This window comes from Thermovibrio ruber (assembly GCF_055380895.1).
The window spans coordinates 1,480,803-1,504,690 of sequence record NZ_AP042397.1; the positions used below are offsets into that span (position 1 = coordinate 1,480,803).

At 44.9% G+C, this 23,888-nt stretch carries 24 protein-coding genes; 8 read left to right on the top strand and 16 right to left on the bottom strand.

What is annotated here, in order from left to right:
- Window positions 1–2 precede the first annotated feature (2 nt).
- Genes yidD through ACZ424_RS07965 form a run of 4 tightly spaced genes read left to right on the top strand, consistent with a single transcriptional unit; the run spans window position 3 to window position 4,216 of the window.
- Complete coding sequence (yidD, locus tag ACZ424_RS07950) at window positions 3–212, top strand: membrane protein insertion efficiency factor YidD (RefSeq protein WP_464904443.1); 210 nt, start codon at window positions 3–5, stop codon at window positions 210–212.
- 10 nt (window positions 213–222) lie between these two features.
- Window positions 223–1,701, top strand: coding sequence for a membrane protein insertase YidC (gene yidC / locus ACZ424_RS07955; RefSeq protein ID WP_464904444.1), 1,479 nt, complete (start codon window positions 223–225; stop codon window positions 1,699–1,701).
- Window positions 1,702–1,703: 2 nt separating this feature from the next.
- Window positions 1,704–2,966, top strand: coding sequence for a hemolysin family protein (locus ACZ424_RS07960; protein WP_464904445.1), 1,263 nt, complete (start codon window positions 1,704–1,706; stop codon window positions 2,964–2,966).
- The gene (locus ACZ424_RS07965) at window positions 2,966–4,216 is read left to right on the top strand and encodes a hemolysin family protein (RefSeq protein WP_464904446.1); all 1,251 of its coding nucleotides are present in this window, start codon (window positions 2,966–2,968) and stop codon (window positions 4,214–4,216) included. Before ACZ424_RS07960 ends, ACZ424_RS07965 begins: the two co-directional genes overlap by 1 nt.
- Here the strand turns inward: ACZ424_RS07965 and ACZ424_RS07970 are convergent.
- The 10 genes from ACZ424_RS07970 to ACZ424_RS08015 form a co-directional block, all read right to left on the bottom strand.
- A complete protein-coding gene (locus ACZ424_RS07970) occupies window positions 4,213–4,467 on the bottom strand; it encodes a thioredoxin family protein (protein WP_464904447.1) in 255 nt (84 codons plus the stop codon). The two genes, ACZ424_RS07965 and ACZ424_RS07970, sit on opposite strands and share 4 nt — an antisense overlap.
- Window positions 4,468–4,773: 306 nt before the next feature.
- Window positions 4,774–5,718, bottom strand: coding sequence for a ketopantoate reductase family protein (locus tag ACZ424_RS07975; protein ID WP_464904448.1), 945 nt, complete (start codon window positions 5,716–5,718; stop codon window positions 4,774–4,776).
- A gap of 68 nt (window positions 5,719–5,786) precedes the next feature.
- Window positions 5,787–7,439 carry a dihydroxy-acid dehydratase gene (gene ilvD, locus ACZ424_RS07980; protein WP_464904449.1) on the bottom strand — a complete coding sequence of 551 codons (1,653 nt, stop codon included), beginning with the start codon at window positions 7,437–7,439 and terminating at the stop codon, window positions 5,787–5,789.
- Window positions 7,429–7,665, bottom strand: a complete 237-nt coding sequence (locus ACZ424_RS07985) for a YdcH family protein (RefSeq protein ID WP_464904450.1) — start codon at window positions 7,663–7,665, stop codon at window positions 7,429–7,431. The genes ilvD and ACZ424_RS07985 overlap by 11 nt, the downstream gene beginning before the upstream one ends.
- Before the next feature lie 9 nt (window positions 7,666–7,674).
- Entirely contained in the window at window positions 7,675–8,112 is a 438-nt protein-coding gene (rimI, locus tag ACZ424_RS07990; RefSeq protein ID WP_464904451.1) for a ribosomal protein S18-alanine N-acetyltransferase, read from the bottom strand.
- The gene (tsaB, locus tag ACZ424_RS07995; protein ID WP_464904452.1) at window positions 8,084–8,692 is read right to left on the bottom strand and encodes a tRNA (adenosine(37)-N6)-threonylcarbamoyltransferase complex dimerization subunit type 1 TsaB; all 609 of its coding nucleotides are present in this window, start codon (window positions 8,690–8,692) and stop codon (window positions 8,084–8,086) included. The genes rimI and tsaB overlap by 29 nt, the downstream gene beginning before the upstream one ends.
- Window positions 8,689–9,342 carry a hypothetical protein gene (locus ACZ424_RS08000; protein ID WP_464904453.1) on the bottom strand — a complete coding sequence of 218 codons (654 nt, stop codon included), beginning with the start codon at window positions 9,340–9,342 and terminating at the stop codon, window positions 8,689–8,691. Before ACZ424_RS08000 ends, tsaB begins: the two co-directional genes overlap by 4 nt.
- Window positions 9,339–10,109 (bottom strand): prepilin peptidase, encoded by a 771-nt coding sequence (locus ACZ424_RS08005; RefSeq protein WP_464904454.1) that lies wholly within the window; start codon window positions 10,107–10,109, stop codon window positions 9,339–9,341. Before ACZ424_RS08005 ends, ACZ424_RS08000 begins: the two co-directional genes overlap by 4 nt.
- Entirely contained in the window at window positions 10,109–10,735 is a 627-nt protein-coding gene (locus ACZ424_RS08010) for a hypothetical protein (RefSeq protein WP_464904455.1), read from the bottom strand. The genes ACZ424_RS08005 and ACZ424_RS08010 overlap by 1 nt, the downstream gene beginning before the upstream one ends.
- Window positions 10,704–12,974 (bottom strand): DEAD/DEAH box helicase, encoded by a 2,271-nt coding sequence (locus ACZ424_RS08015; RefSeq protein WP_464904456.1) that lies wholly within the window; start codon window positions 12,972–12,974, stop codon window positions 10,704–10,706. Before ACZ424_RS08015 ends, ACZ424_RS08010 begins: the two co-directional genes overlap by 32 nt.
- A gap of 57 nt (window positions 12,975–13,031) precedes the next feature.
- Here ACZ424_RS08015 and ACZ424_RS08020 point away from each other — a divergent pair, with 57 nt between their 5' ends.
- From ACZ424_RS08020 to ACZ424_RS08035, 4 genes are all read left to right on the top strand, one after another.
- Window positions 13,032–13,187 carry an FmdB family zinc ribbon protein gene (locus ACZ424_RS08020; RefSeq protein WP_464904457.1) on the top strand — a complete coding sequence of 52 codons (156 nt, stop codon included), beginning with the start codon at window positions 13,032–13,034 and terminating at the stop codon, window positions 13,185–13,187.
- A gap of 65 nt (window positions 13,188–13,252) precedes the next feature.
- Window positions 13,253–13,423, top strand: coding sequence for a twin-arginine translocation protein, TatA/E family subunit (locus tag ACZ424_RS08025; protein ID WP_464904458.1), 171 nt, complete (start codon window positions 13,253–13,255; stop codon window positions 13,421–13,423).
- A gap of 63 nt (window positions 13,424–13,486) precedes the next feature.
- Window positions 13,487–14,779, top strand: a complete 1,293-nt coding sequence (locus ACZ424_RS08030) for an OmpP1/FadL family transporter (RefSeq protein ID WP_464904459.1) — start codon at window positions 13,487–13,489, stop codon at window positions 14,777–14,779.
- A gap of 9 nt (window positions 14,780–14,788) precedes the next feature.
- Window positions 14,789–16,765 carry a hypothetical protein gene (locus ACZ424_RS08035; RefSeq protein ID WP_464904460.1) on the top strand — a complete coding sequence of 659 codons (1,977 nt, stop codon included), beginning with the start codon at window positions 14,789–14,791 and terminating at the stop codon, window positions 16,763–16,765.
- Here ACZ424_RS08035 and ACZ424_RS08040 read toward each other — a convergent pair.
- From ACZ424_RS08040 to rpsU, 6 genes are all read right to left on the bottom strand, one after another.
- A complete protein-coding gene (locus ACZ424_RS08040) occupies window positions 16,759–17,706 on the bottom strand; it encodes an ABC transporter ATP-binding protein (protein WP_464904461.1) in 948 nt (315 codons plus the stop codon). The genes ACZ424_RS08035 and ACZ424_RS08040 overlap by 7 nt on opposite strands.
- Window positions 17,697–19,415 (bottom strand): hypothetical protein, encoded by a 1,719-nt coding sequence (locus ACZ424_RS08045; RefSeq protein ID WP_464904462.1) that lies wholly within the window; start codon window positions 19,413–19,415, stop codon window positions 17,697–17,699. The genes ACZ424_RS08040 and ACZ424_RS08045 overlap by 10 nt, the downstream gene beginning before the upstream one ends.
- Window positions 19,402–20,598 carry an acetylornithine/succinylornithine family transaminase gene (locus tag ACZ424_RS08050; protein ID WP_464904463.1) on the bottom strand — a complete coding sequence of 399 codons (1,197 nt, stop codon included), beginning with the start codon at window positions 20,596–20,598 and terminating at the stop codon, window positions 19,402–19,404. The genes ACZ424_RS08045 and ACZ424_RS08050 overlap by 14 nt, the downstream gene beginning before the upstream one ends.
- Window positions 20,599–20,653: 55 nt before the next feature.
- Window positions 20,654–22,921, bottom strand: coding sequence for an endonuclease MutS2 (locus ACZ424_RS08055; RefSeq protein ID WP_464904464.1), 2,268 nt, complete (start codon window positions 22,919–22,921; stop codon window positions 20,654–20,656).
- Window positions 22,922–23,020: 99 nt separating this feature from the next.
- Window positions 23,021–23,464, bottom strand: a complete 444-nt coding sequence (locus ACZ424_RS08060) for a GatB/YqeY domain-containing protein (RefSeq protein WP_464904465.1) — start codon at window positions 23,462–23,464, stop codon at window positions 23,021–23,023.
- Window positions 23,465–23,473: 9 nt separating this feature from the next.
- Entirely contained in the window at window positions 23,474–23,701 is a 228-nt protein-coding gene (rpsU, locus tag ACZ424_RS08065) for a 30S ribosomal protein S21 (RefSeq protein WP_456342446.1), read from the bottom strand.
- Window positions 23,702–23,888: the final 187 nt, after the last annotated feature.

Below are 23,888 nucleotides of genomic sequence, written 5' to 3' on the forward strand. Positions count from 1 at the left end.
AGTTGTTAAAGAGTTTTGTTCTATCTTTAGTAAAGTTCTATCAGAACTTTATATCTCCTATTACTCCAGGCTCCTGTAGGTATTACCCAACCTGTTCCAGCTACACTATAATGGCGATTGAAAAGTACGGAGTTTTAAAGGGTCTCTTAAAGTCCACCTGGAGAATCCTAAGGTGCAACCCCTTTTCAAAGGGGGGAGTAGACTACCCATAAGGAGAGAAAGATGGCTCAAGGAAACCAGCAGAAACCTTCAATACTCCAGGCGATAATCCTTGCTGCTCTGGTCTTTATAGGTTTTCAGTTTTTCTTTGGTCACCACGAGAAAGAGAAGAAGGGGTTAAATACAGTTAAAGAAACGGTTAATCAGAAAATAGACATTCCCCCGTCAAAGCCTGTTGGAAAGTTAGTAAAGGTAGAGACTCCACTCTACACTGCGGAAATCTCCACGGTAAACGGAAAGTTAGTTAACCTGTTTGTAAAGAAGTACAAAGCCCAGCTCGTCTCCTCGGCCTCTAAATCTTTAGGGATTTATCCCTTAATGACGGTATCCGACGATAAGGCTTTGAGCAGTGAGCTTGCAAACCTTGAGCTAATCCCCGATAAGTTCACAGTAGAGGTTAAAGGGAAACCTGAAAAACTTGTTCTTAGAGGAAAGCTTAAAGACGGAAGAGAGTTTATAAAGACTTTTAAGTTTTACCCAGATTCTTACAGGATAGACGTTTCAGCCTCTTTAAATGGGGCAAAGTTAGAAACCATAGTTGGTCCTGACATTAAAGTTAACGAGGCCCACACCTCCCGTATGGGGCATATAGGTCCGGTTCTTGAGACTAAGGATAAGGTTGTAAGGCTTGAACCAAAAGACATTCCTGGATACCTGGCCTTTAACAACGTCCTCTGGGCAGGCGAGGAAGACAAGTACTTTTTAATGGCAGTTAAGGAAAAAGGGTTCTCTACTGTTGTAGAGGCACTTCCTCCAAATCATACAGTTGTGAGGAACTTGGTTTCCAAGGCCGTTTTCTACGGAGGACCGAAGGAACTTAGCAGGCTTGAATCCCTCGGAATGGAATCGGCCATTGACTTTGGGATATTTGGCTTTGCTGCAAAGCCTGTTCTTAAGTTCTTCCTCTTTCTCCACAAGTTTATACCCGATTGGGGGCTTCTAATAATTGTTTTTACCATAATTGTTAGGATTATCCTCCACCCCCTTACCCACAAGAGCTTCGTTTCTATGAAGAAAATGCAGGAGTTAGCTCCAAAGCTTGAGGAGATTAAGAAGAAGTATGGAAACGATCCTCAGAAACTTCAGGAAGAAACTATGAAACTCTACAAGGAGATGGGAGTTAACCCTGCATCCGGTTGTCTGCCTATGCTTCTCCAAATTCCCGTTTTCTTCGTCCTTTACGAGATATTCCTAAATGCAGTTGAGCTAAAGGGGGCGTCTTTTCTATGGATTCCAGACCTTTCAAATCCTGATCCTACCTACATCTTGCCTATACTTATGGGTTTATCTATGATATTTCAACAGTTTCTTACCCCCACGTCCAATAAGCAGCAGCGCTACATCTTCATAGGAGTTTCAGTCATCTTTACTTTCCTTTTTGCAAGTTTCCCTGCAGGGCTTGTTCTCTACTGGTTTACGAACAACGTTATTACGGCTATTCAGAACCTTATAATTAATAAGATGATTGAAAGTAAGAGTTAACGATGGAGTCTGAGAGTTTAACTTACTACTTTATCTTACTTCTCTTCCTCATTTTCCTCTCTGGGCTCTTCTCCGCCTCTGAAACTGCTTTTTTTTCTTTAAACTACCTCCGTCTTGAGAGGTTGGCGAAGGAGGGGAACAAGAGGGCAGAGGAGATTTTTCAGTTTCTCCACAGACCTGCAGAGCTGATAGCAACGATTTTAATTGGAAATGAAATGGTAAACGTTGCTATAGCTTCAACTTCTGCAGTTCTCTTTGTAAAGCTCTTTGGAGAGAAAGGCGCAGCCCTTGCAGTTCCTGTTACAGTTATAACTCTCCTTATCTTTGGGGAGGTAACTCCAAAGACCCTTGCAATAAAGTTCAGTGAACGCTACGCCTTTTTTATCTTCCCCTTTATTAAGTTCGTTAGTGTGGTAATTGCTCCCTTGAGGAGGCTTCTAGTTGGCTTTGCCTCTTTAGTCCTTAAACCTTTTGGGGTAGAGCTCTTCAGAAAACCAAGAGTTTTGACTGACGAAGACTTTATGGTCTTAGTCTCAGAGGGAGCAAAGGAGGGGACTATTGAGAAGGAAGAGGTGGAATTGATAGATAGAACCCTTGATTTGGGGGAAATGGACGTTAGGGACGTAATGGTTCCCAAACACAGGATATTTGCCCTACCTGAGGATATGAAGGTTAAGGATGCTTTAAAAGTTTTGAAAGAGGTAAAGTTTTCCAGAATTCCCCTCTACAAAGACTCTTTGGATCAGGTTACCGGAATCCTTTATACCAGAAGAATTATTCCTTTGATTTTGAAGAAGGAAGATCTAGAAAGACCGTTAAAGGATTTTGCCGATAAACCTTTCTTCGTTACAGAGTTCTTAACGTTGGACGAGCTCCTCGACCAGATGCAGAAGACCCGTAGACATATGGCTGTTGTCGTTGATGAATACGGTAACACTGCAGGGATCGTTACTTTAGACGATGTTTTAAGGGAGATAGTTGGGGAGCTCCCAGACGAAAAGGAGACTTGTGAGGAGTTTGAAAAAATCTCGGAGAAGACGTTTAGGGTTTCAGGCGAAACCCCTGTTGAGGAGTTAAAGGAACTCCTCTGCCTATCAGACGATGAAGTTTTGAGGGAGGTTGATACCGTTTCTGGCCTCATAATGGCTCTGCTTAGGAGGATTCCAGAGGAGGGAGACACTGTAGAGTATCAAGGGTACAGGTTTACAGTTGAGAAGAAAGAAGGAAACAGAATCGAGTCTGTTATTGTTGAGAGGACTGAGTAATGGAGCTCTGGCCTGTTCTGTTGATTTTCCTCTGCGTTCTCTTTGAAGGTTTTTTCTCAGGTAGCGAAATAGCCATAGTTTCCCTTCCAAAGCTTGAACTTCAGAAGAGGTTAAAAGAAGGGGACAAGAGGGCGGCACTCCTTGAGAAACTCCTCAAAGAACCTGAAAAGCTACTCACCACTACTCTCATAGGAACGAACCTTTCAACCGTTACTGGATCTACGATTTTCACGACCTACGTAATGGGAAACATTGTTCATGCCATTCCGTCTTTAGGAAAGTACCCTGAGCTCGTTACAGTTCTCTGTTTTACCCCTATGACGTTGACCTTTGGGGAGCTTATTCCTAAGAGCCTCTTTCAGAAGTATTCCCATGTTGTTGCCTTCAAGATAGTTTACCCAATTTACTTCTTTTACATCCTCTTTAAACCGATCTCCTTCGTTGTTATGGGATTTTCAAAGTTAATAGCTTACCTCTTAAAGGCTGAAAGTGAGAAGAGCCCTTTTGTAACAAAGGAGGAGCTGAAACTCCTATTAGAGAGTGGCTCAAGGTTTGAGGTTGAGGAGACTGAAAGGGATATCCTGAAAAACGTCCTCCACTTGAGGGAGAAGAGCGTTGGCGACATATATACTTCCCTTTCCCAAGTGATTGCCGTAAGCGATAACGCTTCTGTACTTGAGGCTGTTGAGCTAATGGAGAAAAGCGGTTTTTCTAAGCTTCCCGTTTTTGAGGGAAGGATAGATAACATTGTGGGCTACGTTTTGGTTTCAGACCTCATTTCAGTTGACGACCCAAACTTAAAGGTTAGAGAGGTGATGCGTCCCGTTATTGTTCTTCCCGAGTATATGACCATCTTCAACGCTTTAAAGGAGTTTAAGAGGAACAAAGAGCAGCTTGGAATAGTTGTAGATGAGTTTGGCTCAACCCTTGGTATAGTTACGATTGAGGATATTTTGGAAGAGATTGTTGGGAGAATAGAGGACGAGTTTAACAGGGATACCCTAAAGGTTGTAAAGACGAAAAACGGAGTGGTTGCAGACGCATCTGCCGAAATTGAGGAGCTCAACAGAGTTTTAAAGAAGCCGCTACCTGAGAGCTCCGACTACGTAAGCATTGCAGGGTTGATCCTCTCTAAGCTGGGGCGTTTCCCCAAAGAGGGGGAGGTGGTGGAGCTCCCCAACCATACAATAACCGTTGAAAGCGTTGACAAAAGGAGAATCAAGAAAGTTAAAATAGAGGAAAAGCCTTAAAGAATTCTAACGAGGAACTCTTCAACTTCGGAGACAGAAAATACCCTGCTCCATCGTTTCAGTTCCCTGTCGTTTTCTAAAAGAAGAAGCGTAGGGGCAGAAAAGACTATTCTTTGAGCGGCTTCTGCTCTATTTTCCTCTATAACTAATTCCTTGAGAGAAATTCTATAGCGTTCCATTAACTCTTTAAGTTTAGGTTTAAGAGCTCTACAGACGTTACAGGTTTTGGAACTAAAGAGCACTGCTTCCACGTTTCCCCTCCACAGAAACTTCTACCGGATTTGTTTTGAAGTTATAGCCTGCGAGAACCGCTGCCGATACGATGCACAGGAGGAAAGCTGTAAGTGAAATCGTAAACCTGTAGAGTTTGAAGTTTGCGAGGTTTACAGCTGAAAATACCGTTAAAAATCCAAAACTCCCTGCAACTGAAATGTTCTCAAGGTTAAAGAAGAGGGCGAAGAATATAGTAAGGAGAGTAAGAATTAGAAGACCTTAATGGCAAGGGGGAGGGCAAAAGTGTTTAGGGTTGAAAACTCAGTTAGGGAGCACTTAAAACTCTACGAAGAGTTTTTCTCCTGATTCCTCTTTTTAAGGAGCAGTTTTACAGTTCCGTAAACACATCTGTTGTACGGGACTTCTACTCCCTTTTCCTCTGCTTTCCTTATGAGAGCTCCTGTTATTCCCTCAAGCTCTATCGGTTTCCCTCTTTCAAAGTCTAAAAGCATACTTGTCTTGTAGTTCTTAAGGTCTGGGGAAGACTGGAGGTAGTTTTCCATTACCTTTGGCTTTAGCTTTACTCCGTGGGCTTCTGCAATGGCGTAACACTCCTCCATCAGCTTTTTAAGGATTTCGTAGGTTTCAGGGAGCTCCAGCATCTCCCCAACTGTAGCCTTTGTTACTACAGAGTAGGGGTTAAATGCGACGTTCCAGACCAGCTTTTTCCAGAGCGTATACCTTATGTCCCTTGAAGCCCTTGCCTCAATCCCACACTTCTTCATCTCCTCAACTACTCTCTCTACCCTCGCTGAAGGTTTTCCGGAGAGCTCCCCTATCTCCAAAAGTCCCGCTGCTTCGTGAACTACCGTTCCAGGCTCAGAGACGTAGCTCCCTATAAATGCCGTTGCCCCTAAAACGTGCTTTTCTCCCAAGTATTTGGCCAGTATTTCCTCGTTTTCAATCCCGTTTTGGACTGAGATAACGACGGTATTTTCCTTTAACATCGGCTTTATCTGGGGGGCTACCTTTTCTGTGTCGTACGACTTGACGCAGACTAAAACAACATCGGCCTTTCCTGCCTCTTCCGGTTTGTCTGTAAACTTAACTTTTTCGCTCTCTTTAACTGTAAACTCTCCGTGTTTAAAGCTCTTTACGGTTAAACCTTTCTCCTTCATTGCTTTAAGGTGTTCTCCCCGTGCAATAAAGACGACCTCGTGGCTGCACCTTGCCAGCATTCCTCCGTAAAAGCTTCCAACTCCACCTGCACCAAATACTACAAACTTCACGATTTCTTCTCCGATTTATCTTGTCATTCATAATCTAAACTCAAAAAAAGAGGGGAGCTCCACCTCCCCTAAACGTCCTGAATGGCACCTTTGGCGGCAGACGTTACGAGCTTTGCATACTTCCTGAGGAATTTAGACTTAATCTCCTTCTGCTTCGGCTTGAACTCTGAGAGCCTCTTTTGGAGCTCCTCATCGCTTATTAGAATCTCTAACTTCCTCTCGGGGACGTTTATGTGAATCTTGTCTCCGTCTCTAACAACTCCGATTGGTCCTCCTTCTGCAGCCTCTGGGGAGATGTGGCCGATGCAGGGGCCGTGGGTCCCTCCAGAGAACCTTCCATCTGTTATTAGTGCTACAGACTCTCCAAGCCCCATTCCCATAACTGCTGCAGTAACAGCAAGCATCTCCCTCATTCCAGGGCCGCCTTTAGGCCCTTCGTACCTAATGACGATTACGTCTCCGGCCTTTATCTTACCGTCCATAACGGCCTTCATTGCGTCCTCTTCGCAGTCAAACACTCTGGCAGTTCCCGTAAAGACCTTCATCTTATCTGAAACGGCTCCCTGCTTTATTACGGCTCCGTCCGGTGCAAGGTTTCCGTAGAGGATTGCAATTCCCCCTTCCGGGCTGTAGGGGTTATCTATCGGTCTTATTACGTCGTCGTCCCAAATCCTTGCAGCAGCTGCAATTTCCTTAATGTCTGTTCCTAACACTGTCGGGTTACTCTCAATTTTCTCAAAGAGCCTGTTCATGACTCCTGGAATTCCTCCAGCGTAGTGGAGGTCTTCCATAAGGTACTTTCCGCCGGGTCTCATTGAGCAGATCTTTGGAGTTTCCCTACTGAGCTGGTCAAAGAGCTTAATCTCAAAGGGAACCCCGGCCTCGTGGGCGATTGCAGGAAGGTGGAGAACTGTGTTCGTTGAACCTCCGAGGGCAAGGTCAACCCTTATGGCATTCCTGAAGGCTGCAGGAGTGAGGATATCCCTTGCCTTAACTCCCTTCTTGACCAGCTCAACTATCTTCTCCCCAGAAGCCTCTGCAATCCTTTTCTTCTCTGCAAGGGGAGCAGGAGAAGTTCCACAGTAGGGAAGGGACATTCCAAGGGCTTCAGTTAAACAGGCCATAGTGTTTGCCGTAAACATTCCCTGACAGGCTCCAGATGACGGACAGGCAGCTCCTTCAAGCTCTAAGAGTTCCTCTAAAGTTATCTCTCCTGCTTTATACCTTCCTATTGCCTCAAATGTGTGGGTTACGAGGTCTAACCTCTCCTTTCCCCTCCTTCCTGCAAGCATTGGGCCAGCAGTTACAACGATTGCAGGAATGTTAACCCTTGCGGCTCCCATAAGCATTCCGGGTGTTATCTTGTCGCAGGCAGTTAGAAGAACGATTCCGTCAAGCTGGTGGGCATTGACAACGTCTTCAACAGCGTCAGCTATCAGCTCCCTTAAGGGAAGTGAGAACCTCATTCCCTCGTGTCCCATTGCTATACCGTCGCAGATGGCCGGAACCCTTACGATGAAGGGAGTTCCTCCTGCAGCTGCGACTCCCCTCTCTATGAACCTCTCTAAAGAGAACATGTCTGCGTGGCCAGGAACCAAATCTGTCCAGCTTGAGATTATTCCAATTAGGGGTTTTTCAATATCTTTTCTCTGGAGCCCCGTTGCCATCATCAGGGCCCTTGCAGGAAGCTTTTCAAACTCCCTTAAAACATCACTCCTCATTTTCAGCTTCCTCCTGTGCCTTCTTCATGAGGAGCATCATTTCATCTCTAAGGCGGAGCCTTTCCTTCTTCATCTTCTCAAGTTCAAGTTCTTCCTGAGGAGTGAGGACTGCTTTCTTCTCCATTTTGTCAATTATGTCGTCAAGCTCCTGGTGTTTTTCCTCAAGGGTTTTAAAGTGGTGAAACTTCTCCCTTGCAAGGGCCTTGAGGTTTTCGTTCCTTAGCATCTTCTCCTCCTAAAGATTGAGTTTCAGTATTAAAGCGCTGTCGCTTTTGTAGTAGTTTTTCCTTTCAGAAATTTTTACGAAGCCAAAGCGTTTATAAAGTGAAATTGCCCTGTGGTTTTTCTCGTTCACTTCAAGAATTACCTGTTTGACTCCTCTTTCTTTTGAAAGTTTAATAAGTTCTTTAAGAAGTTTCCCTCCTATACCCTTTCCTTGGAACTCCTTCTTTACCCCTATTCTGTGAACTTCACAGGATTCCCCTATTAACCAGCCGAGACAATAGCCGACGAGTTTTCCGTTAAGTTTTGCAGTAAGGCCGACTGAAAAGGGTAGTTTCAACTCTTTCCTCAGCGTCTCCTCAGAGTAGGGTTCTTTAAAAAGCTCCCTTTCTAATTTAAGTATATCCGATAGGTCTTCCCCTTTAAAGTTTTCTACACTGAGGTTTTGCATCGTGGTCTCTTACGTAGTGGAATGTTAGAGGGGAAAGCTCACTTTCAGGAATTAGAAGGAGTTTTGTTGAGAGTGGAGCTCTCTCCTGAATGTTAGGAAGCTTGGTTAGCTCCGGAGGGAGCTCTCCCTTAAAGACGATTAACGGGTTTTCAACAAATTTGAGTTTTGAGAAAAGTTCTGACGGCTCTAAATCAAGAGCTTTTCCGTTTACCTCTGAGTAAACTTTCCCCCTCCTTGCAGGGATTACAGGAATAGGCGTAAACCCGAGCTTTTCGTAGCCGTATTTTAAGGCTTTAAGGGTTGTTGCAGACAGGACTTCTACTCCGCACTCTTTAAAGGCTTTTCCGACGGAAACTGAGAGCCTCACTCCCGTAAAAGAGCCGGGTCCAGACGTCACAACCAACTGATTGACCTCTTTCCTACTTACCCCTGATAAGAAAAGAGCTCTTTCTACCTCTCTGTATACAACTTCAGCGTGGAGTTTAGGCCTATTCCAGCTTACTGTTGATACTATTTCTTCGCCAACTTCTACTGAAACGCTTCCTTCAGGTAGTGAAAGGTCTACGCCTAACCTTATCATGCCGTCTTTATTACCCTTATGAGTATCGGTTTTCCTTTTTCGTCTACGTCAAGTATCTCAATTTTAACGTTTGCGATGTCTATTGTTTTTCGCTTTTTAAGGACTATTCCTCTATCTTTTGCGATTCTCTCTATTAAATCAATCAAGTATTTGTCTTCCTCAAAAGGAATGTGGACGTCTAACATCTCGTTTAAGGATTCAATTGTTATGTATGGGTCAATAATAATTGCAGTTCCCGGTGGAATGCTCTTAAGAGTTAAGAATTTCCTTATGAAGAATAGAATGAGTAGGGAAATTGTTCCCAATAAAACACTTTTAAAGTCGTGACCGGTTATGATAATTTCCCTTGCTATTGCTATTAAGAGAACGTCAAATACGATTCTTGGCTGATGTTTTATCAGCATGATTACCAATTCAACTACAATAACAAACATAAGGAGAGGGGATATCAGCTCTTTAAGGCTCTCTGTTGCGTCTTTCACGTGGCCTGTAAGTACTATCTCTTCAATGTGAATCATTTTTGGAGAGAGGAGTAGAAACTCAATAAACAGAATGATTGAAATTGTTAAAAGGGTAAACGTTATTAACAGAAGGAAGAGGTCTGAAACTTTTGTAAGGAACTGTTCTACCCTCTTTGTGAAAGTCATCATACTCCTATCTCTCCTAAATACCATTTTATCAGGGTATCTCCGAAGTAAAGGGACAGGAGGGCTCCAATTGAAAGAAACGGCCCAAACGGAATTGGCCTTTCCTTTCTTCCTCTTTTGGTAAGAATCAGAGCAATCCCAACAGTAGCTCCAATCAACGATGCGAGGAAGAGCGTAACGAGGACTTTCTCCCAACCTAAAAAAGCCCCTACAACCGCCATTATGTTTGCGTCTCCGTATCCCATTCCCTCCTTTCCCGTGAAGACGTAGTAGGTTTCAATTATGAAGAGGATAACTCCGGCTCCGAAAGAAGCTCCGAAAACTGCCTTCTTGAAGGAGTGGTCTGGAACGAAGAAAGAAAACAGCAGGCCGGAGAGAAGAGCTCCGTAGCTGAGCCTAACGGGAACTTCCATAGTTTTAAGGTCAATGAACGAGATGACTATCAGGTAGTAGGTAAGGAGTAGGTAATAGAGGGATGAGAAACTTACTCCGAACCTACATACGGTTGCAGCAGTCAAAAGGCCTGTGAGGAGTTCCACTAGAGGATACTGTAGGCTTATCCCCTCTCCGCAGTTTCTACACCTTCCCTTTAGTATCAGATAGCTGATAACGGGAACGTTATCGTAAGGTTTTATCCTCTCTCCACACTTGGGACAGTGGGAAGGAGGCCAAACGACAGACTCCCCTTTAGGAATTCTGTATATGCAGACATTTAGGAAGCTGCCTATAAACAGGCCTAAAACGAAGGCTAAAAGGCAGGTAGCTGCCATTAGTGGGTCTCCTTTGGGGCCGACTTAACAAACTGGACAAGCCCCCTTAAAAACTCCGACCACTTCTCAACTGCCGACTTTACTTCCGTTTGGAGGACTTTAAGGGCTTCGTCTTCTTTTCCTTCATACATCAGATCGTCGAGCTTAAAAATGGCGTCTTCAAGTTTTGCAATCTCTTCGTCTATTCCGTCGTATATCGGGAGTATATTTGAGCCAGAATCTACCAGTTTTACAGTCCAGTCTAAGGAGTCAAGCAGGTTGTTGAGCATCACTTTTGCAATTTCGGGTTTTGTGTGCCAGTCAGAAACTATCTGGTCTATGGCGTTTTTCATCCCCTCTAAGGCTACAAGTGCAAGCTCTATCTGTTTTCTTACCATGTTCTGGGCAGGCTCGGTTACGATGTTAAGCTCTTCAAGGTTCTTTACTTCGTCAACTTTTGAAGGGTGTAGCTTTTCTCCCTTTCTTTCAACGTATTTTATAGACCTTTCGGGGAACAGGAAACGATACTCTATTAGGCGTAGTAACCCCGTTGTGGAGGTCCCTTCTACCTGTTTCCCAACTTCAAACTCAACGGGCTTCCCGTCAATATTTACTTTAAGTTTCCTCTTTCCCTGTGACGTTCTCAAAGAGCACCTCCAGAGCTCTCTCTTTTGTGAGTTTTATCGCTTCTCTCCTTCCCACAAAGAGAGAGGAGAGGAACTTGAGTAGCTTTTCGTCTCCCAGAGGAAATTTAATCCTCTTAACTGTGTTAACAATTGCCGTTGCTTCTCTTTCAACCTGTTGAACTGTTTCATACCTGTAGGAGAGGGATTCCCTAAGTGCCTCTAAAACTTCCTCTTTTCCCTCTTTCAGGCCGTTAATTAGCGGAATTTCTGAGTGGTATTTAAGGAGTTCCCCTGCCCTTGCGAGGGCGTTTCCCCTCATATAGCCAAGACCTTTCACACTTCCCAGTAGTGAGAAATTAAAGGGAATCCCGCTCCTTACCATCATAATAGCTCGGTGAACTGTTTCAAACTCAAAGACGTTAAGTTTACAGAGGAGCTGGCCTAAGAGGGAGCTTTCCGGCGGTAGAGTTGAGAGCTCTCCCGGTGGCCTTGCAATGTTCTTGAACGGGAAGAAGCCGCCGGTGGCGTAAAAGGTTAAAACCTCGTAGTTGTCGTTCCTCTCAAGCCCAGTTCTCTCCTCAATCAGCCTAATTATCTTCTCAGATTCCCTTAAAAATCCTTCTCCTGCAAATACTTCAACGCTTTTAGGGTTAAACTCTTTCCTTATAAAAGGCCTTAAAACGAAAGTGTATCCAACTGTCGGCTTTTCCTGAATGAGCTCTTTAGAAGCCGTTAACCTTTCCTGAAATTCCCTGTAGCAGTAGGGTGAAATAAAAGATGAGACTAAGAGTTTCGTAAGGTAGGTGGGCTTGTTCCCTTCTAAAAATCCCATTTCTTGCAGTTCTTCCAGAATCTCCTCAACCTCCTTCAGAAGAAGAGGGTTTTTCTTCAGGCTAAACATCTTACTCAGTGCACTTTTCCAGTCGCTTCCATACCTAACGAGAGGGCCTAAGAGCATAAGGCTCAAGAAGGATTTCCTCCTGTTCTGACACGCCTTTCCCTCCCTCTCAATCCCAGAGGAGAGGGCAGTTGTAAATGGCATTTCCATCTCTTCTTTTAGAGCTTCCTCAACGGCCTTCTCCTTTGCCCCTGTGACAACAACGTAGGAGTAGCCCTTCTCAGAAAGGCCAAACCTTCCTGCCCTTCCCTCCATCTGGAGAATCGTTAATGGATCCGGGAAGAAACAATACCTCAAGGTTAACCTGTCAAAGCTTCCCCTTACGAATATTACAACGTTGTCTGCAGGTAGGTTAACTCCATAGGCGAGGGTCTGGGTGGCATAGAGCCTCTCAAGGTCACCCTCTTTAAACTCTCTTTCAATTATCTCCCTCTCTTCCTGAGGAACGTCTGCGTTGTGGAATGCTACAGTTCCTTTTTCTCCTTCTTCCGGTATAAAGGGAAGTGTTTCGTTTAAAACCCGCTTTTTGTAGATGCCGTTTTCAACCTGGAGAGCTTGCCATCCGAGGTCTTTCCTCGGGATGAAGACTAAGGTTTTCCCCTTTAACTTGAGCCCTTCAACCGTTGCAACTACTTTCTCTTCAGCCGTTCCTTTCGGCAGCTTTACCCTGTTTAAAAACTTCCTCATGTTCAGAACTTTCCTCTCTAAGGGAACAGGCCGCCACTCAGACTCCAAGAGGAGCTCCGCCTCCATCCACTTTGCAAGCTCCGGGGCTCCTGGAACGGTTGCAGAAAGGGCAATGAGAGGGATTCCCTCCTCTAAAGCGTAGCTTACAATCTCTTCAACTGCTGCTCCCCGAGAAGGCTCTCTGATTATGTGAATCTCGTCTATCACTAAAGCTCCTGCCTCTTCAAACCACTTTGCCCTGTTCCTTGCTGCAGAGAGTAAGCTCTCGTAGGTGCATACAACCGCCGGCTGGGTAATCTCTGAGAGCTCCTCAATCAGGTCTCCCGTTCGGATTCCTACCTGGCTGAAGATAACTCTGAACTCTCTAAACTTTTCCCAGATAAGTGAACGGGTTGGAGCGGTGTATATGAACTTCCCGCTACTATTCTTCAAATAGAATAGGTAGGAAATAAGGGTTTTCCCCGAGCTTGTCGAAGACGAAACGAGGGCATTTCCTCCTTCGTAGAACCTATAAAAGGCTGTTTGAAGAGGGTTTAAGAGTTGGTACGGAAAAGGGAGTTCCTCCTCTGAGACTTCTGTTAAAGGGAGTTCCTCAACCTCGCCGTTTACGGCTAAAACGGCCTTTCCAGATTTCCCATCAAACTGAGACGATTCTAAAACTTTAATGGTTTTCATTTTCTTAAATTCTCCCTAAATTAAGAGATACTAAATTTTGAGTAGTCCGGAGGTGTTATGCAAATTTATGTGTTTGAGTGTAAAAAGTGCGGTGCCGAGTTTGAGGAGACAATCTACTCTCCTCTTCAGCTTATGGAGATTAAGTGTCCCTACTGTGGCTCTGAAGACGTTGAAGTGATTGACGTTGCCAACTTCTGTTCACCATTTGGCTGAGGTTAATTCTTGGGGCGGTCTGCCCCTTTTGGTATTCTTTCAAGAAACGGAATACGGAGTTAAATTTGATACTTAAAATTCTAATTCTCCTTATAGTTATAGGAGTTATCTTCGGTTGGGATAAGATTCTCAACCTCTTCAAGGCCTTCTTTCAGGCTAAGAAGGAGTTTGAGAGAGGTTTAAAAGAAGAAGACCAAAAGAAGGAAGAGAAACCTGGTATAAAAATTGTAAAGTAGCCTTCTTACCTGCTCCTCCTCTTTGATAAGATTCCTGCTATACTCTAAAGGAGGAGCAGGGGCATGAGGAAATTCCTTTCCCTTTTGCCGATTCTTGTTTTCTCTTTTCCTGCCGTTTCGGATGCCGGAAACGTTGATACCTTCGGTATCGGTTCAAAGGCTACTGCCCTCGGAGGAGCTTTCTCAGCCTATGCAGACGACCCTTTTGCTGTTTACTACAACCCTGCAGGCTTGACCCAAATAGACCGCCCTACAGTTTCTATTGGATTTGAAGCTCTAAATCCGAAGATAAAAGTTCACAACTACAGGGCTATAGACGGAGACGGAAATAAGGTTGAACCTTACGGTATCTCCTTTTCGGATTCTTCGGACAACCTTGTTGTTCCCCACTTCGGTTTTGCTACACACCTGTGGAATAACGTTTACTTCGGAATTGCAGCTTACATCCCCTACGGTCTCCACATAAAGTGGGAGGATGACACTTCAAAGAATTCTGCTGCCTACAACGGCTTTGAATCCTATTACGTTAGGGGAGTCGTAACTCCTACTATAGCTATAAAACTTACGGATAAACTCTCTGTAGGTTTGGGAATCTCTTTTGGCCGTTCAGATGCAGGAACTCAGAGGAGAATTTATGCACCTTCAATTCCTTCTCTTAACGGTAGAGTTATTAAAGGGGACCTCCACGACGACTTTAACATCTCCTTTAACGCCGGTATTCTTTACAAGCTCTACGATAACCTTTCCTTGGGTTTAACCTACCGCTCTAAAACGAATACGGATTTTGAAGGAACGGTTGAAGTTAAAGGGGTTGATAAGGTAGATGCTTCAACCAGTATAGACCATCCGGATCAGCTACAGTTTGGCGTTAAGTATAAACCCAACAAGAGGCTTACCTTAACTGCAGATGTTGTTTGGACTAACTGGAGTCAGATACACGGCTACACAGTTAAGTTTAAAAGACCTCTCCTTGGCAAGACCGAAGAAGATTTTCCAAGAGACTGGAAGGATACAAGACAGTTAAGGTTAGGCGTTGAGTATAAGTGGAACGAGTTCTTAACTTTAAGAGGTGGATACTTCTACGACCCTTCTCCCATTCCAGACCACACCTTTGACATGCTCTGGCCTGACGCCGACAAGAAGACCTACTCGGTGGGAGCCGGACTTCACTTCGGAAGGTTGACTGTTGATACCGTTCTTCAGTACATCGTTGCCGAGTACAAGAGGGAGGTTGGAGGAGAGAGTGAGAACCTTAATAACAGCTATTCCGGTGTTTCTGGAAATCCCGGTAGGGTTTCAATGTCTGCAGACGGTCACTTGTGGGGTTACGGAATAACCGTAAGTTACAGGTTTTAGGGGGTTATAATGAAAAAGTTAGTCAGCTGTTTGGCTGCTGCTTTAATAGTCTCTTCCTGCGGTGGGAGTTTGCAGAGCTCCGAGGGCGTTACCCCACAGGTTAACAACAGCGTTGAGAGGAGTTGCCTGGTGTTTGACCCGTTTTCAAAGAGTGCCAATCAACCACTTGGAATACCGTTTCCAAACGATATTCTCTGGGTGTCTCAAAGTAGAGGAGAGGCTTATGTAACCCTTGATACGTCGTCTGTTTCAGACCCTGTGGAGAAACTCCTGTTTGAGGCTGTTAACGAACTTCACATTACCGGTTTAAGCCCCAACACGCCGATTTTTATTCCACTCTCTTCAGACGATCCTTTAGATAGAGCTTCTTTAACCGGTAGATTTTTCCTTTTTGACTTAACGGTTCTATCACAGCTCCAAGAAGCTCAAACAGAAAAAGAGAGGGCGGAGCTCTTTTCCCTATTAGTTCAGAACGGCAGGCTCTACGCTGCGCAGGATGGAAAATACCTAAAGTTCTACCCCGTTAAACCCCTTGAGGCCGGCCACAGATACCTGTTTGTCCTTTTAGACGGGATAAAGGATAAAAACGGGAACTCAGTTCTTCCGCCTCAGGTTTACAACGAGCTTGAAGGAAAAACGCCCCTTTCAGACACTCAGCTTGAAACTTTGAGGGAGAAATACCAGTATCTGTACAACGAAATTTTTCCAGTCCTTTCACAGGTAATGGGAATTACTTTCAATAGAAAGACAGTTCTTGAGTCTTTCACCTTCTCAACGGCAGATAAGACTCTTTCTGTTTCAGACCTATCTCAGATTAAAGCCGTTGCAGAGGGAGAGGCGGATACACTTAACATAACAGGTCTTCCCTACTCTCAGATTGAGGCCGACTACAGGACTTTTGACTCTGAAGACCCGACAAAATCTCCCCTCTACGGCGTTTTAAACCTCATCCTTAAGAACCCGCAATTATTGGAGAGTTTAAGGGCTAACAACCTCTTTCCTGCGTTTAACGTAAGGAAATTGAAAGAACTTTTCACTTTAATAGAGAACAGCCAGTCCTTTGACTTAAAAGACTACGTTAAGTTTATTCCCGTCTATATAGGAAACGGATCAAACTACACGGGAACTGTTTACATCTTTCAACACGGCCTCGGAAGTGACAGGACGAGGGCTGAAAACCTTCTGTCTGACGTTACCTACCCGGTTGTAGCGATAGACCTTCCCTACCACGGAGCTTACACAAAGCTTACAGAGAACGACCAATTTGAGTGTGGAGAGGGTAAGTGTTACTTAACGGGAAACGTTGGGGCGGATAGGCTTAACATCTACCAGTCTGTTTTCAACCTGAGACTTCTTGAACTCCTACTTAAGAGCGGCGTTTATGACATTAACCGAGACGGAGAACCTGACAGAGTTCAAACAGTTAACTTTGTCGGCGTTTCTATGGGAGCTATAACGGGCTCAATTTACGCCCATTTTGGAGCTCCGAGCAAGGTTGTTCTAAACGTCGGCGGCGGAAACTACGTCTCAATTATTGATGCAGCTAAGAACGAGCTTATAGAGGGTCTTTTAAAATCAACGGGTGTTGAGAAGAACACAAACGGGTATGCAGTTCTCCTTGGGATTTTCCAGCTAATTCTTGATCCTGCAGACCCTGTTTACCTTGGAACTCAGAACACCGATTCAACCCTTGTTCAAAACGCCTGTTGTGATACTGTCGTTCCTTTCGTTTCAAACAGAGCTCTCGCCGAAAGGGTAGGCTACAGCTCCTTTGTGAGACTCTCAAAGGATTCAGACTTTGAAAATCCTCTGGCATCTCCCGGCTGGTATCTGTTTGGAGACGAAGATAACTGGGTTCACCATAGCTTTTTAATTCACACAAACCTTGAGAGTTACCCGGAAGTTCAGCCCCATACCACAGTTGAATACCTTAAGGAAGCTGAAAAGGCTGCAAGAAGACAGATAGAGGAGTTCTTCTCTCAGTAGTTGGGAAAAAAACATTTTACCTTTCTTCCCTCAACCTCTACGGTTGGGGGAACCTCTCTCCTGCATATCTCTTTAACTTTCTTGCACCTTGGGTGGAACGGACAGCCCTTTGGTCTTTCAGACGGTTCCGGAACGTTTCCCGGAATAGCCGGGAGTTTCCTCTTCGGTTTTCCTGTTAGCTTTGGAGATGAGGCTATTAAACCCTCTGTGTAGGGATGGAGTGGTTTTCTGAAGATTTCTTCCTTTTCCCCCGACTCAACTGTAAAGCCGGAATACACCACAAAAACCCTTTCTGCAAACTCCTCAACTACTCCCATGTCGTGTGTTATAAGAACGGTGCCCATTTTTCTGTTTGATGAAAGCTCAACGAGAAGCTCAAGTATTCTCTTCTGAACAGTTACGTCTAAAGCCGTTGTTGGTTCGTCTGCTATTAAGTAATTTGGGTTACAGGCAAGTGCCATGGCTATCGCAACCCTCTGTTTCAACCCTCCGGATAGGTGGTGAGGGTAAGCGTTTAGCCGCTTTTCGGCTTCCGGTATCTGAACCATTTTAAAAAGCTCAAGGATTCTATCTCTTAACTCGCTCTTACTTCCTTTAAATCCGTGAAATATTAGAGCTTCTGCTACTTGGTCTTCAACTTTCATCAGCGGATTTAGGGACGACGAAGGATCCTGAAAGACCATGGCCACCTTCTCCCACCTGAAGCGGCGGAGCTCCTCCCCTTTTAACCTTAGAACGTCCGTTCCGTCAACTTCTACTTTTCCGTTTACTTTTAAGTTCTCGGGAAGAAGCCTTAAAACAGATAACCCGGTTAGTGACTTCCCGCTTCCGCTCTCTCCTACGAGGGCTATCCTCTCTCCCCTTTCACAGTAGAGCTCCACGTCAACGGTAATCTTTACTTCCCCTGCTGAGATTGAGAGAAAGCTAACGTTTAGAGGCATCTCACCTCAACCCAGTAGGCGTTTTCGTTGAAGACGTCCGGCTCAAAGTAGAGCTCCCTGCATAAGAGTTTCCTCCCCTGCCTTTCCTTTGCTGCCAAGTAGTGGGAGATGGTGGTGGGGAGCTCCCCTAAAAACTTCCCGTCTTCTGTCTGTAAAACGTAAGTTACCGGTGACTTGGGGTTTAGGGGTTCAGACTTTAAAAAGAACTTCTGCTTCTCTCTTATGACCCTCTCCCAGTTGGGTCTGAAAATTCTCTTTGTTCTGACAGGGGTGTAGTAGGTGTCTATCTCTGCAAGAAGGTGGTGGACGTTTTCATAGTTTCCGAGGCTAAGGATAAACGTGGAGAGTTCTTGAGGGAAACTCTCCCCTGTTAAGAGAGCTCCTATAAGCGGCCACAGGTCGTTTTTTGTGATTGTCTCTTTTAAATCTTCTGCCTTTGCCTTTAAGATGTTCGGGTTTTTTTTCCAGAGGGCGGAGAGGGAGCTCTTAACAAACTCGTAGTTCTCCGTTGTAAACTCAAAGTTTTCAAGGAGTTTTAAGAGTTCCTTTATCTCCGTCTTGAAGCGCTTTCTGTAAAGGAGCCTTGTCATCAGCCACCGTTTGTTGACTTTCTTGAGGAGCTCCTCTGCCATTTCCCTATCTAAAAACCAGCTGAGGTAAACGCTTCCCTTTCCCAGCTCTACGTCGTAAACTCTGTCAACTAAGGGTGCGATTATCTTCTCTCTGAAGATGTCCTTTGTCAGTTCTTTGAAGGAATCCCTTATTACGGAGATAACTTTTTCAATTGCGCTCTTAACGTTTTTAGACCTGACGATAAACTCAATCCTTATGTCTGCGCCGTTTAACTCCTCTGAAACCCTTGGTACGATTACTATCCCTTCTTTTTCAACCACTTCAAGGTTTGAGTAGGCAAGGTGTGTCGGAAAGTGGAACTCCAACTCCTGAGCTATATACTCAAGGACAGAAGTTGCAGCAGACGAGAGAACTCTGTCTTTAACCTGAAAGAGCTTCTCAACCTTTATTTTTTCTCTCTTAAGGGTTTTTTCTTCCAACTCCGGCTGTGTCAGTTTCCCTTTCTCAAACCTTTCCCAGATGGAAAGGTCAACGTCAGAGTCTGAAAGCTTTAGTTCAATTAGCTCCTCTTCCCTTAAATACCTCCTTGCGGCGTCTCTTATCCTCTTTGCCCTTAAAAAGTTCCTTGTCTCTTTTTTTGAGAGTTCCCACAGGTTCTCAGTTATGTGGCTTACCTCACCTTTTAGAGGCCAGAAATAGTTCTTCCTGACTTCCCTAATGAACTGGTAGGAAAAGATTTTCTCTACAGGAGCCTTTAGGAGCTGGAAGTCAACGATGGAGAGCTCCTTGTTTGATAGAACAACAAGTGACGGTGAAAAGGGAAACTGCTCCCTAATAATCTTTATCTTCTCAGAGATGAACCTTTCAGTTACTCCCTCAAAGGGAACGGCAGAGAAAACGACTAAAACCTTTGACTTCCTCTTTAGGAAGTTCTCACTCTTTATTGAGACTGAAAGGGCGTTTGAGAGGAGCATGGCAAAGGGGAGAGCTCCCGGGTCTCCTGGAAATATTCCGTCTAACTGAACTTGGAGCTTCTTTAACCTTTCAGCGAAAAAGAGAAGGGCGTCTGTTATCAGTTCCTGACTAACCTTTTTAGACTTAAAAACCAAAGAGGTGTTTACTTCACTTATCTGCATTTTCCCTTAAAACCTCTTTCAGGATTTCAAATCCGTAGTCTATCTCTTCCCTCTCTATGATGAGAGGCGGAACGAACCGCAGAACGTTTCCTGCCGTGCAATTAATAATAAGTCCCTTCTTCAGTGCCGATGCAACTATATCTCCACAAGGGACTTTGCAGACAACTCCAAGCATCATTCCAAGTCCCCTTACTCTCTCAAGAATCTGTGGAAACTCTGAAACTAACTCCTCAAGCCTTTTCTTCAGGTATTCTCCTTTTTCCCTTACGCTTTCCATAAATCCCGGCTCTGTTACAGTTTTCATAACCTCAACTCCAGCCCTCGTTGATAGGAAGTTCCCTCCGAAGGTTGAAGCGTGAAGACCGGGCTTTAAAACCTCTGCAGCTTTTCCCTTAGCAACTATTGCCCCTATGGGAACTCCGTTTCCAAGGGCTTTCGCAAGGGTCATAACGTCTGGCTCAACGCCGTAGTGTTTGTAAGCAAAGAGCTCCCCAGTCCTTCCGATTCCGGTCTGAACCTCGTCAAATATCAAAATGGCGTCAAACTGGTCTGCTAACTTTCGGAGCTCCTTTAAAAACTCTTTCTCTGCAGGGATAACTCCTCCTTCTCCCTGTACGGGCTCAACTATTATTCCAGCGGTTCTCTCAGATACAACTTCCCTAACTGAGTCTACGTTGTTAAACTCGGCAAACTTTACTCCCGGAATCATAGGGCCGAATCCCTCGCTATACTTACCCTGTCCCGTAACCGTAACCGCTGCCATTGTCCTTCCATGGAACGACTGTTTGAATGCGACTATCTCGTACTTTTCAGGGTCCTTCTCCGTTCCGTATCTCCTTGCAAGTTTGAGAGCTCCCTCGTTTGCCTCTGCCCCTGAGTTGCAGAAGAAGACCTTTTCTCCGAAAGAGTTCTTACAGATTAGCTCGGCAAGCTCAGCCTGAGGCTCTATGTGGAACAGGTTAGAGGTGTGAATTAGCGTTTTTGCCTGTTCACATATCGCCTCTGAAACCCTCGGGTGGCAATGGCCTAAATTACAAACGGCAATTCCAGCCAGCATGTCTAAATACTTCTTCCCTTCACTGTCGTAGAGCCAGCAACCCTCTCCCCTTACAAACGAGATGGGAAACCTGTTATAGGTTTTCATTACGAACTCTTCTGTCTTTTCAAATACGCTCTTTTCCATTTTCCCTCCAGTGGGAGTTGTAGGAAAAAAGTATAAAGAATTGAGTTTTTAAGGCTTAGCGGAGCTCCACTACGGTTACTCCGTCTCCTCCCTCTTCAGGCTTTCCAGACCTGAAGGACTTTACGTATGGAGACTCTTTCAGGTATTCCCTTATGAGCCTCTTTAGTATCCCCTCTCCGTAGCCGTGGACGATTTTAACCTCTTTTACTCCGACTAAGTTTGCCTCGTCTAAGAACTTCTCTACAGCCCTTAAGGCTTCCTCTCCCCTCATTCCTAAGACCTTTAGAACGGGGAAGAAACGGGAAGGTTTTTTAACGTTTACGCTTACCGTCTCTTCTTTTTTGGGAGCTCCCTCAACAACCTCAACCTGTGAGAGCTTAACGTCAACCTTTAGGGCTCCAACCTGAACCTTAACTGTTTCCTTTTCCCTGTTTACCTCAACTACCGTTCCCTTCCTTCCGCTCTTTAGAATCCTTACTGTGTCCCCTACTTTAGGCTCCCTCTTTGGTTTTATCTCTTCCTCTAACTTTGCCCTGTTCTTGACGCTAACAATGACCTTTTTTACCTTCTGCTTTGCCCTCTCTGCCTCCTTCTCCTTAAGGGCTTCCTCAGTTCTCCTCTCAAGCTCTTCTATATAGCTCTTTAGTTTCTGTGAAAACTCCTCTTTCAGTTTTCTCTCCCTCTTGTAGAGCTCCCTCTCCCTCTCCTCAAGCTTCTTTTTAAGCTCCTCAACTCTCTTCCTTTCACTTTCAAGCTTTCTATACTCCTTCTCTAAGGCCTCCAGTATGTCATCTGCCAACTTGTCTTCGGCCTTCATTAAGCTCTTTGCAGTCTCTATAACCTCCCTTGGAACGCCGAACCTCTCTGCAATTACGAGGGCGTAGCTCCTTCCGACAATTCCGTAGGCAAGCTTGTAGAGAGGTTTCAGTGTTTTCTCGTCAAAGAGGACTGAGGCTACCTCGTAGTAGTCGTCCTTGTAAGCAAAGAGCTTTACGGGTGTAAAGTGGGTTGTAGCTACAACCTTTGCTCCCCTCTCCTTTAGGTACTTGAGTATTGCAACGGCTAACGTTGAACCCTCTACTGGATCTGTTCCCGCTCCGAGCTCATCTAATAGAACTAAGGAGTTTGAGTCTGCTTCCTTTAAAATCTCTGCAACGTTCTTTATGTGGCCGCTAAAAGTAGAGAGGGACTGCTCTATGCTCTGCTCGTCCCCTATGTCTGCAAACCACTTTTTAAAGAGCCTTATTGAACTTCCCTCCTCTGCAGGAATTAGGAATCCCGTCTGTGCCATTAGGGTGAGCAGCCCTGCCGTTTTAAGTGTTACTGTTTTCCCTCCGGTATTGGGGCCTGTTATTACAAGTCCACTTTCAAGTCTTATGTCAACGGGAACAGCCTCTTTTCCTGAAAGAACTAAAAGAGGATGCCTTGCCCCTTTAATGTTTAAGGAGCTTTTAATTTCGGGAAGGGTTCCTTTCAGTTTGAGGCTCATATAAGAAACTGCGTAGCGTCTGTCTACCTCAATCAGGGCTTTAAAGCTCTCTTTTATCTCCTCTCTGTGTTCGGCTGCTAAGACAGAGAGCTCCCTAAGAATCCTCCTTATTTCCTCCTTCTCCCTTGAGCGGAGCTCCCTCAGTCTGTTGTTCTCCTCAACTACAGATAGAGGCTCAACGTAGAGCGTTTGGCCTGAGGATGAACGGTCGTGGACTATTCCCTTAAACCTCTTTAGGAACTGGGGCTTTGCAAGGATAACGTACCTTCCGTCCCTCTCCGTTACAATTCTGTCCGGACATAAGTCCTCGTTCCTGTTTACTATTGAGTAGAGTCTCTCCTTTATCCTGTCAGATACCTGTTTCAGTGAGCGCCTTATGGACCTTAGGCTTGGAGATGCAGAGTCTAAAACCTCTCCGCTCTCGTCAATTGACTCGTTGAGCTTCTGGCGGAGCTCTTTAACCTCTTTCAGCCTCTCTGAGAAGAATCCTATCCTCTCAAACCTCTCGTCAAGGTTGCTGAAGAACCTCTTTAAGATGGAGGACTGGTTTAGGACTTTAAGAACAGATAGAAGTTCCTCAGGGCTGAGGACAGCTCCTTCTACTTCCAACTTCTCTAAAACGGGAGTAATGTCTGGAAAGCTCTCAAGTGGTAGGTTTCTCTCTGAGAGGAGCTTGGAAAAGGTGTCGGTTAGGGAGAGCTCCCTCTCAACCTCTTCCCTCTTTAATTTTGGCCTTAAAAGTAGAACTGCTTCTCTACCGGGTTCACTCTTTGCAAGGTTTGAGGTTTTCTTAAGGAGTTTGAAGAACTCTAAGGAGTTGAACGTCTTTTCCATTAGGAGGCGCCCCGCTCCTTTGAACGTAGTATGAAGACCCCCCTCCAATCACCCAAAGAAGCGAGGCACCAGAATCTGATAAACATTATAACAAATTCCTTATGAAAGGAGCTCCTTAACAATTTTATTGACCAGTGAGCCGTCTGCCTTGCCTTTAACCTTAGGCATAACGATCTTCATAACCTTTCCCATGTCTTTAACAGATTCAGCTCCGACTTCCTCAATGGCTTTCTTAACTATCTCCCTTATCTCCTCTTCACTCATCTGCTCAGGAAGGTAAGACTCAACGATTGCAAGCTCGGCCTTCTCCTTCTCTACGAGGTCCTGCCTTCCTCCCTTCTCGTACATCTCAATAGACTCTTTCCTCTGCTTTGCGTACTTCATCAAGAGCTGGATAATCTCCTCGTCGGTTAGCTCTCCCCTCTTCTCAATCTCGGCGTTCTTAATCAGTGAGTTAATCATCCTGATTGTTGAGAGTCTAACCTTATCTTTGGCCTTCATGGCCTCTTTCATGTCGGCCTTTAGGCGCTCTTTTAAGCTCATACCTACTCCTTATTTCTTTTTCTTCTTACCCTTTGGTGGAAGGAGACCACGTTTCTTGAGGGCCTTTATGAGCCTCTTCCTTGCAGCCATTGCCTTCCTCTTCCTCTTCTCAGAAGGCTTCTCGTAGTATTCCCTTCTCTTAATCTCTGTAAGGATTCCTTCTTTTTCGCAGAGCTTCTTAAACCTCTTTAACGCTTTCTCAAACGGCTCTCCGTCTCTTACGTAAACTGTTGCCATTAAGCATCGCCTCCTTTTAAAGGGTTTTTCGCAGAGGCAATTATATGATTGATGTTCCCGTTTGTCTACCTGAACTTAGTGGGTATCGTGGCTTCCTACGTCGATTAGGACGATATCCCTTTCTGTTACGGCAAAAGTTAGAACTATTCCATAACTCATTGTAATTGAAACTGAGTATTTCCCTTCT

Bases quoted from the DNA above. Each gene is read 5' to 3' on its own strand.
- yidC (WP_464904444.1), top strand. From the start codon at position 223: ATGGCTCAAGGAAACCAGCAGAAACCTTCAATACTCCAGGCGATAATC.
- ACZ424_RS07960 (WP_464904445.1), top strand. From the start codon at position 1,704: ATGGAGTCTGAGAGTTTAACTTACTACTTTATCTTACTTCTCTTCCTC.
- ACZ424_RS07965 (WP_464904446.1), top strand. From the start codon at position 2,966: ATGGAGCTCTGGCCTGTTCTGTTGATTTTCCTCTGCGTTCTCTTTGAA.
- ilvD (WP_464904449.1), bottom strand. From the start codon at position 7,439: ATGAGGAGTGATGTTTTAAGGGAGTTTGAAAAGCTTCCTGCAAGGGCC.
- ACZ424_RS07985 (WP_464904450.1), bottom strand. From the start codon at position 7,665: ATGCTAAGGAACGAAAACCTCAAGGCCCTTGCAAGGGAGAAGTTTCAC.
- rimI (WP_464904451.1), bottom strand. From the start codon at position 8,112: ATGCAAAACCTCAGTGTAGAAAACTTTAAAGGGGAAGACCTATCGGAT.
- tsaB (WP_464904452.1), bottom strand. From the start codon at position 8,692: ATGATAAGGTTAGGCGTAGACCTTTCACTACCTGAAGGAAGCGTTTCA.
- ACZ424_RS08000 (WP_464904453.1), bottom strand. From the start codon at position 9,342: ATGATGACTTTCACAAAGAGGGTAGAACAGTTCCTTACAAAAGTTTCA.
- ACZ424_RS08005 (WP_464904454.1), bottom strand. From the start codon at position 10,109: ATGGCAGCTACCTGCCTTTTAGCCTTCGTTTTAGGCCTGTTTATAGGC.
- ACZ424_RS08015 (WP_464904456.1), bottom strand. From the start codon at position 12,974: ATGAAAACCATTAAAGTTTTAGAATCGTCTCAGTTTGATGGGAAATCT.
- ACZ424_RS08020 (WP_464904457.1), top strand. From the start codon at position 13,032: ATGCAAATTTATGTGTTTGAGTGTAAAAAGTGCGGTGCCGAGTTTGAG.
- ACZ424_RS08030 (WP_464904459.1), top strand. From the start codon at position 13,487: ATGAGGAAATTCCTTTCCCTTTTGCCGATTCTTGTTTTCTCTTTTCCT.
- ACZ424_RS08035 (WP_464904460.1), top strand. From the start codon at position 14,789: ATGAAAAAGTTAGTCAGCTGTTTGGCTGCTGCTTTAATAGTCTCTTCC.
- ACZ424_RS08040 (WP_464904461.1), bottom strand. From the start codon at position 17,706: ATGCCTCTAAACGTTAGCTTTCTCTCAATCTCAGCAGGGGAAGTAAAG.
- ACZ424_RS08045 (WP_464904462.1), bottom strand. From the start codon at position 19,415: ATGCAGATAAGTGAAGTAAACACCTCTTTGGTTTTTAAGTCTAAAAAG.
- ACZ424_RS08050 (WP_464904463.1), bottom strand. From the start codon at position 20,598: ATGGAAAAGAGCGTATTTGAAAAGACAGAAGAGTTCGTAATGAAAACC.
- ACZ424_RS08055 (WP_464904464.1), bottom strand. From the start codon at position 22,921: ATGGAAAAGACGTTCAACTCCTTAGAGTTCTTCAAACTCCTTAAGAAA.
- ACZ424_RS08060 (WP_464904465.1), bottom strand. From the start codon at position 23,464: ATGAGCTTAAAAGAGCGCCTAAAGGCCGACATGAAAGAGGCCATGAAG.
- rpsU (WP_456342446.1), bottom strand. From the start codon at position 23,701: ATGGCAACAGTTTACGTAAGAGACGGAGAGCCGTTTGAGAAAGCGTTA.